General features: G+C 65.5%; 11 protein-coding genes and 3 rRNA genes. 1 reads left to right on the plus strand and 13 read right to left on the minus strand.

Annotation, left to right across the window (positions count from 1 at the left end; genetic code table 11):
* Window positions 1-32 precede the first annotated feature (32 nt).
* The 5 genes from recN to LH076_RS08315 are packed head-to-tail and all read right to left on the minus strand — an operon-like array spanning window position 33 to window position 4,759.
* The gene (recN, locus tag LH076_RS08295; protein WP_227783505.1) at window positions 33-1,772 is read right to left on the minus strand and encodes a DNA repair protein RecN; all 1,740 of its coding nucleotides are present in this window, start codon (window positions 1,770-1,772) and stop codon (window positions 33-35) included.
* On the minus strand, window positions 1,765-2,682 hold the full coding sequence (locus LH076_RS08300; RefSeq protein WP_227783506.1) for an NAD kinase: 918 nt from the start codon (window positions 2,680-2,682) through the stop codon (window positions 1,765-1,767). Before LH076_RS08300 ends, recN begins: the two co-directional genes overlap by 8 nt.
* Entirely contained in the window at window positions 2,679-3,539 is an 861-nt protein-coding gene (locus LH076_RS08305; RefSeq protein ID WP_227783507.1) for a TlyA family RNA methyltransferase, read from the minus strand. The genes LH076_RS08300 and LH076_RS08305 overlap by 4 nt, the downstream gene beginning before the upstream one ends.
* Window positions 3,540-3,541: 2 nt before the next feature.
* Window positions 3,542-3,745: a hypothetical protein gene (locus LH076_RS08310; protein ID WP_227783508.1), complete on the minus strand. Its 204-nt coding sequence runs from the start codon at window positions 3,743-3,745 to the stop codon at window positions 3,542-3,544.
* Between the two features lie 9 nt (window positions 3,746-3,754).
* A complete protein-coding gene (locus tag LH076_RS08315) occupies window positions 3,755-4,759 on the minus strand; it encodes an HAD-IIA family hydrolase (protein WP_227783509.1) in 1,005 nt (334 codons plus the stop codon).
* Window positions 4,760-4,782: 23 nt separating this feature from the next.
* On the opposite strand from LH076_RS08315, the gene LH076_RS08320 reads away from it, so the two are divergent.
* A complete protein-coding gene (locus LH076_RS08320) occupies window positions 4,783-5,901 on the plus strand; it encodes a DUF1015 family protein (RefSeq protein WP_227783510.1) in 1,119 nt (372 codons plus the stop codon).
* Here the strand turns inward: LH076_RS08320 and LH076_RS08325 are convergent.
* The 8 genes from LH076_RS08325 to LH076_RS08360 form a co-directional block, all read right to left on the minus strand.
* Window positions 5,876-6,238 carry a single-stranded DNA-binding protein gene (locus tag LH076_RS08325; protein ID WP_227783511.1) on the minus strand — a complete coding sequence of 121 codons (363 nt, stop codon included), beginning with the start codon at window positions 6,236-6,238 and terminating at the stop codon, window positions 5,876-5,878. The genes LH076_RS08320 and LH076_RS08325 overlap by 26 nt on opposite strands.
* Before the next feature lie 194 nt (window positions 6,239-6,432).
* Window positions 6,433-6,549, minus strand: a 5S ribosomal RNA gene (gene rrf / locus LH076_RS08330).
* 150 nt (window positions 6,550-6,699) lie between these two features.
* A 23S ribosomal RNA gene (locus LH076_RS08335) occupies window positions 6,700-9,807 on the minus strand.
* A gap of 454 nt (window positions 9,808-10,261) precedes the next feature.
* Window positions 10,262-11,782: ribosomal RNA gene (locus LH076_RS08340) — 16S ribosomal RNA — on the minus strand.
* The 16S, 23S and 5S rRNA genes sit together here, the layout of an rRNA operon.
* A 404-nt stretch (window positions 11,783-12,186) precedes the next feature.
* Window positions 12,187-12,777, minus strand: coding sequence for a DNA-3-methyladenine glycosylase (locus tag LH076_RS08345; RefSeq protein ID WP_227783512.1), 591 nt, complete (start codon window positions 12,775-12,777; stop codon window positions 12,187-12,189).
* A gap of 7 nt (window positions 12,778-12,784) precedes the next feature.
* Window positions 12,785-14,218 (minus strand): argininosuccinate lyase, encoded by a 1,434-nt coding sequence (gene argH, locus LH076_RS08350; protein ID WP_227783513.1) that lies wholly within the window; start codon window positions 14,216-14,218, stop codon window positions 12,785-12,787.
* Window positions 14,218-15,648: an argininosuccinate synthase gene (gene argG / locus LH076_RS08355; RefSeq protein ID WP_227783514.1), complete on the minus strand. Its 1,431-nt coding sequence runs from the start codon at window positions 15,646-15,648 to the stop codon at window positions 14,218-14,220. Before argG ends, argH begins: the two co-directional genes overlap by 1 nt.
* Window positions 15,645-16,166: an arginine repressor gene (locus LH076_RS08360; protein ID WP_227783515.1), complete on the minus strand. Its 522-nt coding sequence runs from the start codon at window positions 16,164-16,166 to the stop codon at window positions 15,645-15,647. The genes argG and LH076_RS08360 overlap by 4 nt, the downstream gene beginning before the upstream one ends.
* Window positions 16,167-16,169: the final 3 nt, after the last annotated feature.

Consider the following 16,169-nt stretch of genomic DNA (forward strand, 5'->3'; position numbering starts at 1 on the left):
CTCATGCTCGCATCCGAGCATGGGCGACCGGGTCAGCGACTCGCGTCGCGGGCCACCTCGAGCAACTCACGGGCGTGCGCCAGTGCAGTGTCGGACTCGCTCATGCCGGCGAGCATGCGGGAGAGCTCACGCTCGCGGCCGGCGTCGTCCAACACGGTCAGTCCCGAGCTCGTGATGGTGCCATCGCTGGACTTCTGCACGACGACATGGCGGTCCGCATAGGCCGCCACCTGGGGCAGGTGCGTGACGACCAGCACCTGTGCCGAGCGCGCCAGCTGCGCGAGTCGACGACCGACCTCGACCGCGGCGGCGCCACCCACGCCGGCGTCGACCTCGTCGAAGACGAAGGTCGGCACGGGGCTGGTCCCGGCAAGCGCCACCTCGAGCGCGAGCATCACCCGGGAGAGCTCACCTCCCGATGCGCCCTTGTTGAGCGGACGCGGTTCGCTGCCGGTGTTGGCGGCAAGGAGGAGCTCGACCTCGTCGACACCGCCGGAACCGAACCGCAGGTGTCGACCGCCGACCTCGAGCGGAACCCGTCCGGACTGCGGGTCGGCCTCGGTCTGGGTGACGGCAACGGTGAGACGGGCGTGTGGCATCGCGAGGTGGCCGAGCTCCTCGGTCACCTGGGCGGCGAGCCGGATCGCGGCCTCGCTGCGGCGGGCGCTGAGGTCGGCGGCCAGGCTTCCGAGCCGGGTGCGGAGCTCGGCGCGCTCGGCGCGGAGCTCCTCGATCCTGCCGTCGGTGCCGTCGAGCTCGAGCAGCCGCTCCGAGGACGTCACGGCCCAGCTGAGCACGTCGTCGATCGTCTCCCCGTACTTCCGGGTGAGGGCCGTGAGCGCCGCGCGTCGCTCGGAGACGGCCGCGAGCCGTGCCGGATCGGTCTCGATCCGGGCAGCGTAGGAGGCGACATCGGCGGCGAGATCGGAGAGCAGGTAGGTGAGCTCGGAGAGCCGGTCGGCCAGGCTCGCGGCTTCGGGGTCATGGGCGCGCACGGCCTCGAGCGCCGTGCGGGCGGCACTCACGGTGGCCAGGGCGTCGGGGTGGCTGTCCTCGCTCGACAGTGCCTCCCGTGCCGTTTCGGCGGCGGTGCGCAGGGTGTCAGCGAAGCCGAGGCGGGTCTCCTCGGCCGCGAGCTGGGCGTCCTCCCCGGGCTCAGGGGCGACGGCCTCGACCTCGCCGACCCCGAAGCGGAGCAGGTCCGCCTCGCGGGCGCGTTCCCGCGCAGAGGCGGTCACCGCGGCAAGCTCACGCTCCACGTCGGCGAGCTGGCGGTAGGTGTCGGCGTACGTCTGGAGGACGGTCGCCAGCTCCGGCCCGCCGAATCGGTCGAGGGCGTCGCGCTGCGCACGGCCCTGGAGCAACCGGTGCTGGTCGGACTGACCGTGTACGGCGACCAGTGGCTCGGCCACCGATCCGAGCGTCGTGATCGGGACCGACGCGCCGCCCACGAACGCACGCGAGCGACCCTCGGTCGCGACCGTGCGGGCGAGCAGGACCGCGTCGTCCTCCACCTCGCCACCGGCCTCCACGACGGCCTCGGCGACGGAGGGAAGTGCGCTGGTGCGGACGAGGCCCTCGACGCGGGCGCTGCGACTGCCGGTGCGCACCGCGCCCGCATCGGCCCGGCCACCGAGCAGCAGACCGAGCGCGGTGACGATCATCGTCTTGCCGGCGCCGGTCTCACCGGTGATCACGGTCAGGCCGGGACCGAGCTCCAGGACCGAGGAGTCGATGACGCCCAGCGAGGTGATCCGGAGCTCCTCAAGCATTCCGGCTCCCGCGCCACCCGTCGACGGGCAGTTGGAACTTCGCGACGAGACGGTCGGTGAACGGCGCCTCGTGAAGACGGACGAGCCGCACGGGGTGCTCACCGCGACGCACCTCGATCCGGGCGCCCGGGGCGAGGTCGACCGCGCGTCGGCCGTCGCACCACAGCACGCCCGCACCGTTGTTGCTGCGGATGACCTCGACCGCAAGGGTCGACGTAGGCGAGACGACGAGCGGCCGCGCGAAGAGGGCGTGGGCGCTCAGCGGCACCATCAGGAGGGCCTCGACCGAGGGCCACACGATCGGGCCGCCGGCGGAGAAGTTGTAGGCGGTGGAACCGGTCGGCGTGGCACAGACGACGCCATCGCAACCGAACCGGGTCAGGGGACGGTCGTCGACCTCGACGATGACCTCGAGCATCCGCTCGCGGGCGGCCTTCTCCACGCTGGCCTCGTTGACCGCGAAGGTCCGGAAGACCTCAACGCCGTCGTTGCTCACCGTCACGTCCAGGGTGAGGCGGTCCTCGATGGCGTACTTCCGGTGGACGATCGCGTCCAGCACGGTCTCGACGTGCTCGACCTCGGCCTCGGCGAGGAACCCGACGTGACCGAGGTTCACCCCGAGGACGGGCGTTTCGCTGCCATGGGTGATCTCGGCCGCGCGAAGGATCGATCCATCGCCCCCGATCACCAGCACGAGCTCACAGTCCTCGGCGGAGTCACTGAGCTCGATGCCCGGCAGGAAGGAGTCGCGCCCGACGCCGAGGTCGTCGGCCTCGACGGAGGCCATTCTCACGATGATGCCGTGGGTCTCGAGCGCCTTCGTGAACTGGAGGGCGACCTCACGCGCCTCGGGCCGACCGGTGTGGGTCAGCACGAGCACGCGGCGCACCACGTCCGCGGGAGTGCTCATGGCTCCAGCCTCTCATCAGTCGGGGACAGATCCGCCAGTCCGACCTTGTCGTGGACGGCCTGGCTGATGGTCCCGTCGTCGACCGTGGCCTCACCACGGCGGAGCCACAGGAAGAACTCGACGTTGCCCGAAGGCCCCGGAAGCGGGCTGGTCGTGATGGCGCGAGCGCCCCAACCCCTGCGGGCGGCGGCATGCGCCACGGCGAGCACCGCCTCGGCACGGAGCGTTGAGTCACGGACGACCCCGCCCTTGCCCACCCGATCCTTGCCCACCTCGAACTGGGGCTTCACCATGAGTGAGAGGTCGCCGTCGGGCTGGGTCACGCCGAGCAGCGCGTCGAGCACGAGCTCGAGGGAGATGAAGGAGAGATCGCCGACGACGAGGTCGACCTGACCCCCCATCGACTCCGGTGTGATCTCGCGGATGTTGGTGCGGTCGTGGATCACGACCCGCGGGTCGGACTGGAGCTTCCACGCCAACTGTCCGTAGCCGACATCGACGGCCAGCACCTCCGCAGCACCGTGCTGGAGGAGCACCTCGGTGAAGCCACCGGTGGAGGCGCCCGCGTCGAGCGCACGGCGCCCCTCGACCTGGAGCCCCAGCGGCATGAAGGCGTTGAGCGCTCCGACGAGCTTGTGCGCGCCGCGCGAGACGTAATCAGGGCTGAGCGGATCCTCGCGGACCACGATCGCGAGGTCGGTGGTCACTCCGGTCGCCGGCTTGGAGGCCACCGCTCCGGAGACTGTCACCCGTCCAGCGGCGATCAGCTCGGACGCATGTTCACGGGAGCGGGCCAGCTTGCGACGGACGAGCTCGGCGTCCAGTCGCAGCCGGCGTGGGGCACGGCCGGCGGACATGGTCAGTCGGACTCGGGCTGGTCGTCGAGCTGGCTGTCCGGTGCGTCCAGCGCCCGCCGAAGCTGCTCGTGGGCCCGCTCGAAGACTCCGACCTGGTCCTCGAGTGGCAGGCCGGTGGCGGCGTCGACGGACTCGAGGATCGAGTCCACGAGCGACACACCGGTGTGCACGGGCTCCGTCACGGCGTCGAGGGTCGGTTCGGACATGGGAGAAGGCTACCGACCCGGAGCCCTCAGCCCGCTCACGTCGACGGGCGTGCCGGTACGGTCGAGTCGGTCCCAGGCCACAGCCGCGACGACGCGCCACCAGTCCGAGCTGTCACCGGCCCCGTCCACGGCCACCGTGCCGTCGGGGGCGATACGGGCCCTCCAGCCGCCGGAGGTCACGCTCTCCCCGTCCAGGTGTACGACCGGGTGCGGCTCGAGCAGGCCCGCGAGGTCGCTCGAGATGTACGTCGGCCGCTCCCCCGGCACCGCGGCGACGAGCTCCTCGAGGCCGGTCACACCCGTCATGACGAGGAGTGTGTCCACACCGGCGTTGTGGCCGCCCAAGATGTCGGTGTCGAGCCGATCGCCGACCATCAGCGGTCTCTCACCGCCGACGCGTCGGATCGTCTCGTCGAGCAGAGGACGGTCGGGCTTGCCCGCCACCTCCGGCTCGACGCCGCTGAAGCGGCGCAGCATGTCGACGATGACACCGTTGCCCGGTGCCGTGCCGTACGCGGTCGGGATGCTCATGTCGGTGTTGGTCGCCACCCACCACAGGCCCTCGCGGATGCGGACCGCGGCGCGCATGACGTCCTTCCAGAGGACATCGGGGCCGTATCCGTCGACAAGCGCTTGGGCGGAGTCGTCATCGACCGGGACTGCGACGAGGCCCTCGGCCCGCAGCGCCTCGAAGAGCCCTTCAGCACCGAGAGCCGCGACGGGCGTTCCGGTGCCGAGGCGCTCGACCAGTACCCGCGCGGCGGCCTGGGCGGACGTCACCACGTCTCCGGCCTCAGCCGTGATGCCGAGCTCCCGGAGGTGGTCCGCCACCGCGTCCGGAGTGCGGGCCGCGTTGTTCGTGATGAACGCGAGCTTCGTCTCAGCAGCTCGTGCGGCAGCCAGGTGGTCCGGCGCGCCGGGCACCGCCGCGCCGCTGATGTAGACGACGCCGTCGAGATCCAGCATGACCAGGTCGTACAGCTCCGTCAGTGGCCGGGCGCCGGTCGCCTTCATGCGCGCCACCCTACGATGGGCCGATGGACGCGAGAACGGTGGTGCCGCCCTCGCTCGCAGGTCCGGTCAGGCTGCGTCCGTTCCGCGCCTCCATGCTCCAACCCGGCCTCGTGGGCGATCCCGCCTCGAGCCGCCTCTTCGCCCGCCCGTGGCGCGGCGTCGGTGGACGGGTCGAGAACTGGGAGCGGCGTCGGCGACTCACGACCGACGCCTCACCTGCCGTCTACGTCCATGAGTACACAGCCGAGGGACGGACGGTCCGCGGGCTCGTGGGCCTGCTCGACGTGACGAACCGTGCCGAGGATCCCGGCGCCGCCGCCGTCGTGCCGCATGAGGAGATCCATCCTCGACAGTCCGACGAACTCGCTGACCGAATGGCCCAGATGGGCCTCCAGCCCGCACCGATCCAGCTGGTGTACACCGCTCCCCCGGAGCTCGCCTCCCTCGTCGAGCGTGTCACCGGCACCGCGCCGATGCGCCAGTACGCCGACCACGCGGATCAGCGTCACCGGATCTGGCCGATCCGCACGCCCGAGGACCTGGAGGCCCTCCAGCGCTCCCTCACGGACGCACAGCTCCTGATCGCCGACGGGCATCACCGGTACGCCGCCTATCTCCGGCTCCGCGCACGGGACCCGCACGGCGGCTTCGATGCGGGCCTGGCGATGCTGGTGGACCAGGCCACGACACCGCTTCATGTGGGTGCGATCCACCGCGTCCTTCACCGAGTGCGACTCGACGACGTCGCGGCGGCGGCGAGATTGATCGGCACTGCCCTCGAATACCGGCCTGCCGGCGTACGCCCTGAGCCGACCGGCGAGCTGGTCGTCGCCACGGATGGCCACCAGTGGGCGACGCTCAAACTGCCCCGGCCGGGCGACCGAACTGTCGTGGAGATGCTTCATGAGCGACTCATCCCCGCTCTGCCCCGCGGCCCGTGGGGCGTGGACCACCACCACACGGTCGAGGCCGCCCGCGAGGCACTGAGGCACCGCGCCGGCGTCGCGCTCCTGGTACCGGCCCCGACCTTCCACGAGGTTCTCGCCACCGCTGCAGCCGGACATACGCTCCCGGAGAAGGCGACCTCCTTCCAGCCGAAGCCGAGTCTGGGTGCACTCATGCGCGTGCTGCGCGCCGAATGACGCGCCCGCCCTCGACTTCGACCTCGGCGCGCGACAGCGTCCTGCCGCCCGCCTGGTAGAACCGCCGCCGGAACGCGCCCCGGATCGCCACGAGGTCGCCGGCACACCAACCCCCGACTGTCCGCATGAGACCGGGGCGCCAAGCAGTGCACTCGACCACGTCGACGGTCTGGGTCCCGCGCCGGGCGACCTCCGGGCGCTGCACGACCACGCGGAAGACCATGATCGCATCGCCACTGGGGAGCTCACGCCGCTCGGCCGCCACACTCAAGCGGCCGACCAGCCGTACTTCGTTCACCGCATCCGTAGCGGCGGGTGTCTCGTTCTGCGTTGTCATCACGCATCACCTCCACGCGACACTCTCCGAGGAGCCATCGACCTCAGCCGCGGCCGGAGAACGGGGCTGTGGAAACAGTGGACTGAGCGCGAAAGCAGGGACGACCGGTGGTCTCTGGTGCGCGAGCGCCGGGACAGAAATGCTCGGAAATGGCAGCAGGGCCACCCTCGAAAGGGTGGCCCTGCGCAAATTATGTCCGGCGGCGTCCTACTCTCCCACGACCTCGCGGTCGCAGTACCATCGGCGCTGAGAGGCTTAACTTCCGGGTTCGGGATGGGACCGGGTGTTTCCCTCTCGCTATGGCCGCCGTAACTCTTTCTCAACCACCCACGAAGCAGATGCTTCGAGTGGGCGTTGAAGCCAACTATTCAATTGACACACTCTCGTGGTGTCGTTGTTTCTCGTGGACGCGAGACATACGTGTAGCAAACGGATCGTTTGTTGGTTTTGTTGAGTGCTTGTGTGACAAGCCCTCGGCCTATTAGTACCGGTCGGCTGGGCATTACTGCTGTACACCTCCGGCCTATCAACCCCATGGTCTATAGGGGGCCTTAACCCATAACGGGTGGGAAACCTCATCTTGAGACGTGCTTCCCGCTTAGATGCGTTCAGCGGTTATCACTTCCGAACGTAGCCAACCAGCCATGCACCTGGCGGTACAACTGGCACACCAGAGGTTCGTCCATCCCGGTCCTCTCGTACTAGGGACAGCCTCTCTCAAGTTTCCTACGCGCGCGGCGGATAGGGACCGAACTGTCTCACGACGTTCTAAACCCAGCTCGCGTGCCGCTTTAATGGGCGAACAGCCCAACCCTTGGGACCTACTCCAGCCCCAGGATGCGACGAGCCGACATCGAGGTGCCAAACCATCCCGTCGATATGGACTCTTGGGGAAGATCAGCCTGTTATCCCCGGGGTACCTTTTATCCGTTGAGCGACGTCGCTTCCACTTGCCGACGCCGGATCACTAGTTCCGACTTTCGTCCCTGCTCGACATGTCTGTCTCACAGTCAAGCTCCCTTGTGCACTTACACTCAACACCTGATTGCCAACCAGGCTGAGGGAACCTTTGAGCGCCTCCGTTACATTTTAGGAGGCAACCGCCCCAGTTAAACTACCCATCAGGCACTGTCCCTGAACCGGATCACGGTCCTAGGTTAGACATCTAGTACGACCAGAGTGGTATTTCAACGATGACTCCACAACCACTGGCGTGGCCGCTTCACAGTCTCCCACCTATCCTACACAAGCCGAACCAAACACCAATACCAAACTATAGTAAAGGTCCCGGGGTCTTTCCGTCCTGCCGCGCGTAACGAGCATCTTTACTCGTAGTGCAATTTCGCCGAGTCCACGGTTGAGACAGCGCCCAAGTCGTTACTCCATTCGTGCAGGTCGGAACTTACCCGACAAGGAATTTCGCTACCTTAGGATGGTTATAGTTACCACCGCCGTTTACTGGGGCTTAAATTCTGAGCTTCGACTTGCGTCTAACCCGTCCTCTTAACCTTCCAGCACCGGGCAGGAGTCAGTCCGTATACATCGTCTTACGACTTAGCACGGACCTGTGTTTTTAGTAAACAGTCGCTTGGGCCTGGTCTCTGCGGCCCTTCACGCTCCCCGTGCAAGACGGTTCACGATCCGGGCCCCCCTTCTCCCGAAGTTACGGGGGCATTTTGCCGAGTTCCTTAACCATGGTTCACTCGATCGCCTCGGTATTCTCTACCTGATCACCTGAGTCGGTTTGGGGTACGGGCGGCGCATAGCTCGCTAGAGGTTTTTCTCGACAGCATAGGATCATCGACTTCCCCAAACGGGTCCCCATCAGATCTCAACCACGACATCAAAGTCAGAGACACGGATTTACCTATGCCTCGGCCTACATCCTTAGCCGGCGACTACCATCGCGCCGGATCGACTACCTTCCTGCGTCACCCCATCGCTTGCCTACTACCAGCTCGGGTCATGCGCTACGCACACACGCCTCTCCCGAAGGATCGGTCGCGGTGTTTCGGGCACTTAGCATCACTGGGGTCAGCATGGGCGCTATTTTGCCGGTACCGGAATATCAACCGGTTGTCCATCGACTACGCCTGTCGGCCTCGCCTTAGGTCCCGACTTACCCAGGGCAGATTAGCTTGACCCTGGAACCCTTGATCAATCGGCGGATGAGTTTCTCACTCATCATTCGCTACTCATGCCTGCATTCTCACTCGTGTGGCATCCACGACTGGATCACTCCGCCGCTTCACCCGCCACACGACGCTCCCCTACCCATCCACACACCTGACTCATACGAGTGGGCTTATGTGAATGCCATAGCTTCGGTGGATAACTTGAGCCCCGCTACATTGTCGGCGCGGAATCACTTGACCAGTGAGCTATTACGCACTCTTTCAAGGGTGGCTGCTTCCAAGCCAACCTCCTGGTTGTCACTGCGACTCCACATCCTTTTCCACTTAGTTATCGCTTAGGGACCTTAGCTGATGGTCTGGGCTGTTTCCCTCTCGACTACGGAGCTTATCCCCCGCAGTCTCACTGCTGCGCTCTCACTTACCGGCATTCGGAGTTTGGCTAACGTCAGTAACCTGGTAGGGCCCATCGGCTATCCAGTGCTCTACCTCCGGCAAGAAACACGCAACGCTGCACCTAAATGCATTTCGGGGAGAACCAGCTATCACGGAGTTTGATTGGCCTTTCACCCCTACCCACAGGTCATCCCCTCCATTTTCAACTGAAGTGGGTTCGGTCCTCCACGACGTCTTACCGTCGCTTCAACCTGCCCATGGGTAGATCACTCCGCTTCGGGTCTAGAGCGTGCGACTAATTCACCCTATTCGGATTCGCTTTCGCTACGGCTACCCCACACGGGTTAACCTCGCCACACACCGCTAACTCGCAGGCTCATTCTTCAAAAGGCACGCTATCACCTCGTCCGAAGACTCAGCTCTAACGGATTGTAGGCACACGGTTTCAGGTACTATTTCACTCCCCGCCAGGGGTACTTTTCACCTTTCCCTCACGGTACTGGTCCGCTATCGGTCATCAAGGAGTATTTAGGCTTAACAGGTGGTCCTGCCAGATTCACACACCATTCCAGGAGTGGCGTGTTACTTGGGATACCTCTCGACAGTGCACAACTTACGGCTACGGGACTATCACCCACTACGGTCCAGCTCTCCAACTGGTTCACCCTCATCATGCATTTCTTACTGTCTGAACCACCGGCAGATAGTTCTGAAAGGTCCCACGACCCCGCCTACGCAACCCCTGCCGGGTATCACACGCATACGGTTTAGCCTGATCCGATTTCGCTCGCCACTACTCTCGGAATCACTCTTGTTTTCTCTTCCTGTGGGTACTGAGATGTTTCACTTCCCCACGTTCCCTCCACACGCCCTATATATTCAGGCGCGGGTACCACGACATGACTCGTGGTGGGTTCCCCCATTCGGACACCCCCGGATCAACGCTTCGTTGCCAACTCCCCAGGGCTTATCGCAGGCTCGTACGTCCTTCATCGGCTCTTGATGCCAAGGCATCCACCATGTGCCCTTCATAGCTTGTCGCACAAACACTCAACAAAAACAACAAACCACACTCGGCCATCGTCTTCGTCGAGCAATGATCAAACAACTCAACTACAAAAGACCAGACACACGTACAGCACAACTGCACAGCGTGTCTTCAAAATTGCTTACAAGATGCTCGCGTCCACTATTCAAAACAACCAAACACCACACCCAGAACACCCCCTCACCCACCTCCGCGGGATCAAGCGCACTCAGGCACCGAGGCACACCAGCAACCGCTGGACGCGTGATTCCTCAGAACCCCAACAGTGTGTTACCGAAAACCCCACCTCATCACCACCACCCAGGTTCCACTCCAGCGCCCCCGAAGAGACACCGGTTGTACTGAGGATGACAGCAACCCAGAAGGGCACTTCGTCGACGATTCCACTAGTGAACACCACCGATGCACCGACGTTGTGCCGGATACCTGTGGGTGTGTGCTCCTTAGAAAGGAGGTGATCCAGCCGCACCTTCCGGTACGGCTACCTTGTTACGACTTCGTCCCAATCGCCAACCCCACCTTCGACGGCTCCCTCCCACAAGGGGTTAGGCCACCGGCTTCGGGTGTTGCCGACTTTCGTGACGTGACGGGCGGTGTGTACAAGGCCCGGGAACGTATTCACCGCAGCGTTGCTGATCTGCGATTACTAGCGACTCCGACTTCATGGGGTCGAGTTGCAGACCCCAATCCGAACTGAGACCGGCTTTTTCCGATTCGCTCCCCCTCACGGGATCGCAGCGGTTTGTACCGGCCATTGTAGCATGCGTGAAGCCCTGGACATAAGGGGCATGATGACTTGACGTCATCCCCACCTTCCTCCGAGTTGACCCCGGCAGTCTCCTATGAGTCCCCACCATCACGTGCTGGCAACATAGGACGAGGGTTGCGCTCGTTGCGGGACTTAACCCAACATCTCACGACACGAGCTGACGACAGCCATGCACCACCTGTATACGAGTATCAAAGAGACCCCCATCTCTGGGGGCTTCCCGTATATGTCAAACCCAGGTAAGGTTCTTCGCGTTGCATCGAATTAATCCGCATGCTCCGCCGCTTGTGCGGGCCCCCGTCAATTCCTTTGAGTTTTAGCCTTGCGGCCGTACTCCCCAGGCGGGGCGCTTAATGCGTTAGCTGCGGCACGGAACACGTGGAATGTGTCCCACACCTAGCGCCCAACGTTTACGGTGTGGACTACCAGGGTATCTAATCCTGTTCGCTCCCCACACTTTCGCTCCTCAGCGTCAGAACATTCCCAGAGAACCGCCTTCGCCACCGGTGTTCCTCCTGATATCTGCGCATTTCACCGCTACACCAGGAATTCCGTTCTCCCCTGAATGCCTCAAGTCTGCCCGTATCGAAAGCAAGCCCAGAGTTAAGCCCTGGGTTTTCACTCCCGACGCAACAAACCGCCTACGAGCCCTTTACGCCCAATAATTCCGGACAACGCTCGGACCCTACGTATTACCGCGGCTGCTGGCACGTAGTTGGCCGGTCCTTCTTCTGCACATACCGTCACTTGCGCTTCGTCTGTGCTGAAAGAGGTTTACAACCCGAAGGCCGTCATCCCTCACGCGGCGTTGCTGGATCAGGCTTCCGCCCATTGTCCAATATTCCCCACTGCTGCCTCCCGTAGGAGTCTGGGCCGTGTCTCAGTCCCAGTGTGGCCGGTCACCCTCTCAGGCCGGCTACCCGTCGAAGCCTTGGTAGGCCATTACCCCACCAACAAGCTGATAGGCCGCGAGCACATCCTGCACCGAAAAAACTTTCCACACACACCCATGCGAGCATGTGTCATATCCGGTATTAATCTCAGTTTCCCAAGGCTATCCCAGAGTGCAGGGCAGATTACTCACGTGTTACTCACCCGTTCGCCGCTCGAGTACCCCCGAAAGGGCCTTTCCGCTCGACTTGCATGTGTTAAGCACGCCGCCAGCGTTCGTCCTGAGCCAGGATCAAACTCTCCGTAGAAAACTTGACCTCTGACAGGAGATCACTGACGATCCACATCCAAAGACATGGAACATTGTCAGAATCATTGTCAAAGAAATTCGCCACCATAAAGGCGACGAGGTTACAAACTAATTCGTCGACTATTCAATAACACACTGTTGAGTTCTCAAGAATCACACGCGCACCACGCCGCACGCTCTCGCGTTCGGCCTTGGGGCAACCTGCAAAACGTTACTGGCTTCGTTCATCCCGGTCAACTTGACGCTGTCCGGGCTCTTGCAAGCCAGGTGGCCGCTGGATCGGGGGTGTTCGTCAGGCCGTCAGGCCCTTCGTTTTTCCCGCCGTTCCCGGCGACAGGAAGAACATTACACAGAGGTGTCCGGGGCATCAAATCCGGGGGGCATCTTGTGCGTTTCCGCAGGTCAGACGGCCTTTCGTGGCCGGGGCTGAGCTGGACGGTAGGTGGACACGGTCGGCTCGCCCGGCACCCAGAAGCGCCACGGACGGTCAGGGGCGAAGCGAAGACCGACGCGCGGACCTTGGCAGAACCCGGTACTGGGCTCGGCCGGCGCCACCAGACCGATCTCAGGACCTGGCACGGGCAGTCCGTTGTGGGACAGGTCGAACGCCAGCGCCTGCGCCAGGCGGGCCGGGCCGCGGGCCAGGTCGCGGTCACTGCTCCGGGGACGGCGGGTACGAGCGACGTCGATCCCGTCCACCACCTCTCCCGCCCGCATGAGTACGCCGCCGGGCCCCTCGGTCACGACGAGGTTCGCGCAGTGGTGCATCCCGTAGGTGAAGTACACGTAGAGCGCGGGCCGGCCGCCGAACATCACCGCATTGCGAGCGGTCTTCCCGCGGAAGGCATGGGAGCCCGGGTCGCCCTCGGGCTCGGGGCCGCCGTACGCCTCGACCTCGGTGAGGCGGAGGGTGACGCCGGCGTGGGACACAAGAGCGCCGAGCAGCCGTGGGGCGACCTCGTCGGGTCGACCCTCCAGCAGTTCGGCGCTCATGGGTGGATCAGGCGGTGCGTGCCGACGCGACGCGGGAGCGGAGCTCGGCGAGCTGTTCGCGGACACGCTCGGGGGCGGTGCCACCACGGCCGTCGCGTGAGGCGACCGAGCCTTCGGCCGTGAGGACGAGCCGCACCTGCGACGTGAGCGCGGGCGAGATCGCCGCGAACTCCTCGTCGGTGAGGCCGTCGAGCTCGGTGCCCTTGGCCTCGGCTGCGCGGACGCAGGCGCCGGCCAGCTCGTGGGCGATGCGGAACGGCGTGCCCTCGCGGACCAGCCACTCGGCGATGTCGGTCGCGAGTGAGAACCCCTGCGGCGCGAGCTCGGCCATCCGATCGGTGTTGTAGACCAGCGTCGCGACCTGGCCGGTGAAGGCCGGTAGCAGGACTTCGAGGGTGTCGACGGAGTCGAAGACCGGCTCCTTGTCCTCCTGCAGGTCGCGGTTGTAGGCGAGCGGCAGCGCCTTGAGCGTGGCGAGCAGTCCGGTGAGGTTGCCGATGAGGCGACCTGCCTTGCCGCGGGCCAGCTCGGAGATGTCCGGGTTCTTCTTCTGCGGCATGATCGACGATCCGGTCGACCAGGAGTCGTGCAGCGTGACGAAGTCGAACTCCTTCGTGGCCCACAGGATGATCTCCTCGGCCATCCGGGAGACGTCGACGCCGATCTGTGCGCACACGAAGGCGAATTCGGCGACGAAGTCGCGCGACGCGGTCCCGTCGATGGAGTTGGCCGTCGAACCGGTGAAGCCGAGCTCGCGTGCGACCAGCTCTGGGTCGAGGCCGAGACTCTGCCCGGCCAGGGCGCCCGAGCCGTACGGCGAGTCCGACTCGACCCGTACCCGCCAGTCGGCGATGCGGTCGACGTCACGGAGCAGCGCCCAGGCATGGGCCAGCAGGTGGTGGGAGAGCAACACCGGCTGGGCATGCTGCAGGTGCGTGCGCCCCGGCATGATCGCGCCGAGGTGCGTCTCGGCCTGGTCGGCGATCGCCTCGACGAGGTCGAGCACGAGGCCGCCGACGGCGCGTCCGTGGTCGAGGAGGTAGGAGCGGAAGAGCGTGGCGATCTGGTCGTTGCGCGAACGACCGGCGCGGAGCTTGCCGCCGACGTCGGGACCGACCTCCTCGATGAGGAGCCGTTCGAGCGCACCGTGCACGTCCTCGTCGGACGCCGCCGGCTGCAGGTCACCCGACGTCCACTTCTGCGCGAGCACGTCCAGGCCGCGGTGGAGTTCGAGCTCCTCCTCGGCAGTCAGCAGGCCCGCGGCGCCCAGCGCCTTCGCGTGAGCGTGGGAGCCGGCCAGGTCGTAGAGACCGAGGCGCCAGTCGAAGTGCGTCGACCGGGAGAGCCGCTCGAGTTCCGGGGACGGACCGCCCTCGAAGCGGCCGCCCCAGAGCTTGCCCTCTCCCGTCGTGTGTACGGGGGTGGTGTGCTCCGATGCCATCAGTCGGTGCCCGACTCCATGGCGACCTCGTCGATGACAGCCTCGGCGTCAGCGTCGAGCTCGGCCGGCGCGGCGATCTGCTCGAAACCGCCCGGCGGCAGCTCACCGAAGAGGGTGCCGTGCTCGACGAGCACGTTGCCCTGGTCCAGGGGCTGGGCGGCGTACGCCTCGAGCTTGGACCGGGAGTCGGCGATGTCGAGGTTGCGCATCGTGAGCTGGCCGATCCGGTCGGTCGGGCCGAAGGCGGCGTTCTCGACGCGCTCCATCGAGAGCTTCTCCGGGTGGTAGGAGAAGTTCAGGCCCTCGGTCGCCAGGATCGTGTAGTCGTCGCCGCGGCGCAGACGCAGCGTGACGGTGCCGGTCGCCAGCGAGGCGATCCAACGCTGGATCGACTCACGCAGCATCAGCGACTGCGGGTCGAGCCAGCGGCCCTCGTAGAGCAGCCGACCGAGCTTGCGGCCCTCGTTGTGGTAGTTCGCCAGCGTGTCCTCGTTGTGGATCGCGTTGAGCAGACGCTCGTAGGCCGCGAAGAGCAGGGCCATGCCGGGCGCCTCGTAGATGCCGCGGGACTTGGCCTCGATGATGCGGTTCTCGATCTGGTCGGACATGCCGAGGCCGTGGCGGCCACCGATGGCGTTCGCCTCCATCACGAGGGCGACGGCGTCGTCGTACCGCTTCCCGTTGAGGGCGACGGGGCGGCCGGCCTCGAAGGAGATCGCGACGTCCTCGGTCTCAATCCGCTGTGTGACATCCCAGAACTTCACACCCATGATCGGCTCGACGGTCTCGAGCGAGACGTCGAGGTGCTCGAGCGTCTTGGCCTCGTGGGTGGCGCCCCAGATGTTGGCGTCGGTGGAGTACGCCTTCTCCGTCGAGTCGCGGTAGGGCAGGCCGTGGGCGACGAGCCACTCGCTCATCTCGTGGCGGCCGCCGAGCTCGGTCACGAAGTCCGCGTCGAGCCAGGGCTTGTAGATCCGCAGCTCGGGATTGGCCATCAGGCCGTATCGGTAGAACCGCTCGATGTCGTTGCCCTTGTACGTCGACCCGTCGCCCCAGATGTTGACGTCGTCGGACTGCATGGCGCGGACCAGCATCGTGCCGGTGACGGCGCGGCCGAGCGGCGTGGTGTTGAAGTAGACCTTCGCGCCGGAGCGGATGTGGAAGGCACCGCAGGCCAGGGCCGCGAGGCCCTCCTCGACCAGCTGGGGTTTGATGTCGACGGCGCGGGCGATCTCGGCGCCGTACGCCTTCGCACGCCCGGGGACGCCGGAGATGTCCGGCTCGTCGTACTGCCCGATATCAGCGGTGTAGGTGCACGGCACCGCACCCTTGGAGCGCATCCACGCGACGGCCACCGACGTGTCGAGGCCGCCCGAGAAGGCGATGCCGACGCGCTCGCCGACGGGAAGGGAGGTGAGGACCTTGCTCACTGCTGCTTGTTCTCCTGTGCTAGAGCCATGAAGGTACGGACGAGGTCGTCTCCCCCGAGGGGGTCGCGACCGATGACGAGGACGGTGTCGTCGCCGGCGATCGTGCCGAGGATCGCAGAGAACTCTGCCTTGTCCACCGCGCTCGCCAGGAACTGGGCCGCACCCGGCGGGGTGCGGAGGATGACGAGGTTGGCGCTGGCCTCGGCGGACATGAGGAGCTCGCTGCAGAGCCGGGCGAGCCGTGCCTGTGAGGCGGGCGACTCCCCCGGTGCGAGCGGGCGGCGATCGCCACCCTCGTTGGGCACGGCGTAGACGAGCGCTCCGCTGGCGGCGCGCACCTTCACCGCGTCGAGTTCGACGAGGTCCCGCGAGAGCGTCGCCTGCGTGACCTGGACGCCCTGCTCGGCGAGCAGGTCCGCCAGCTCGCCCTGCGAGCGAACCTCGTGGCCCGCGACCAACTCGACGATGAGCTGGTGACGGGCGGCCTTGGTGGCGGGGCGCAGGGCACTTTCGGTCATGGG

Origin of the sequence: Nocardioides sp. Kera G14, from assembly GCF_020715565.1 — a bacterium.
Taxonomy (GTDB): Bacteria; Actinomycetota; Actinomycetes; order Propionibacteriales; family Nocardioidaceae; genus Nocardioides.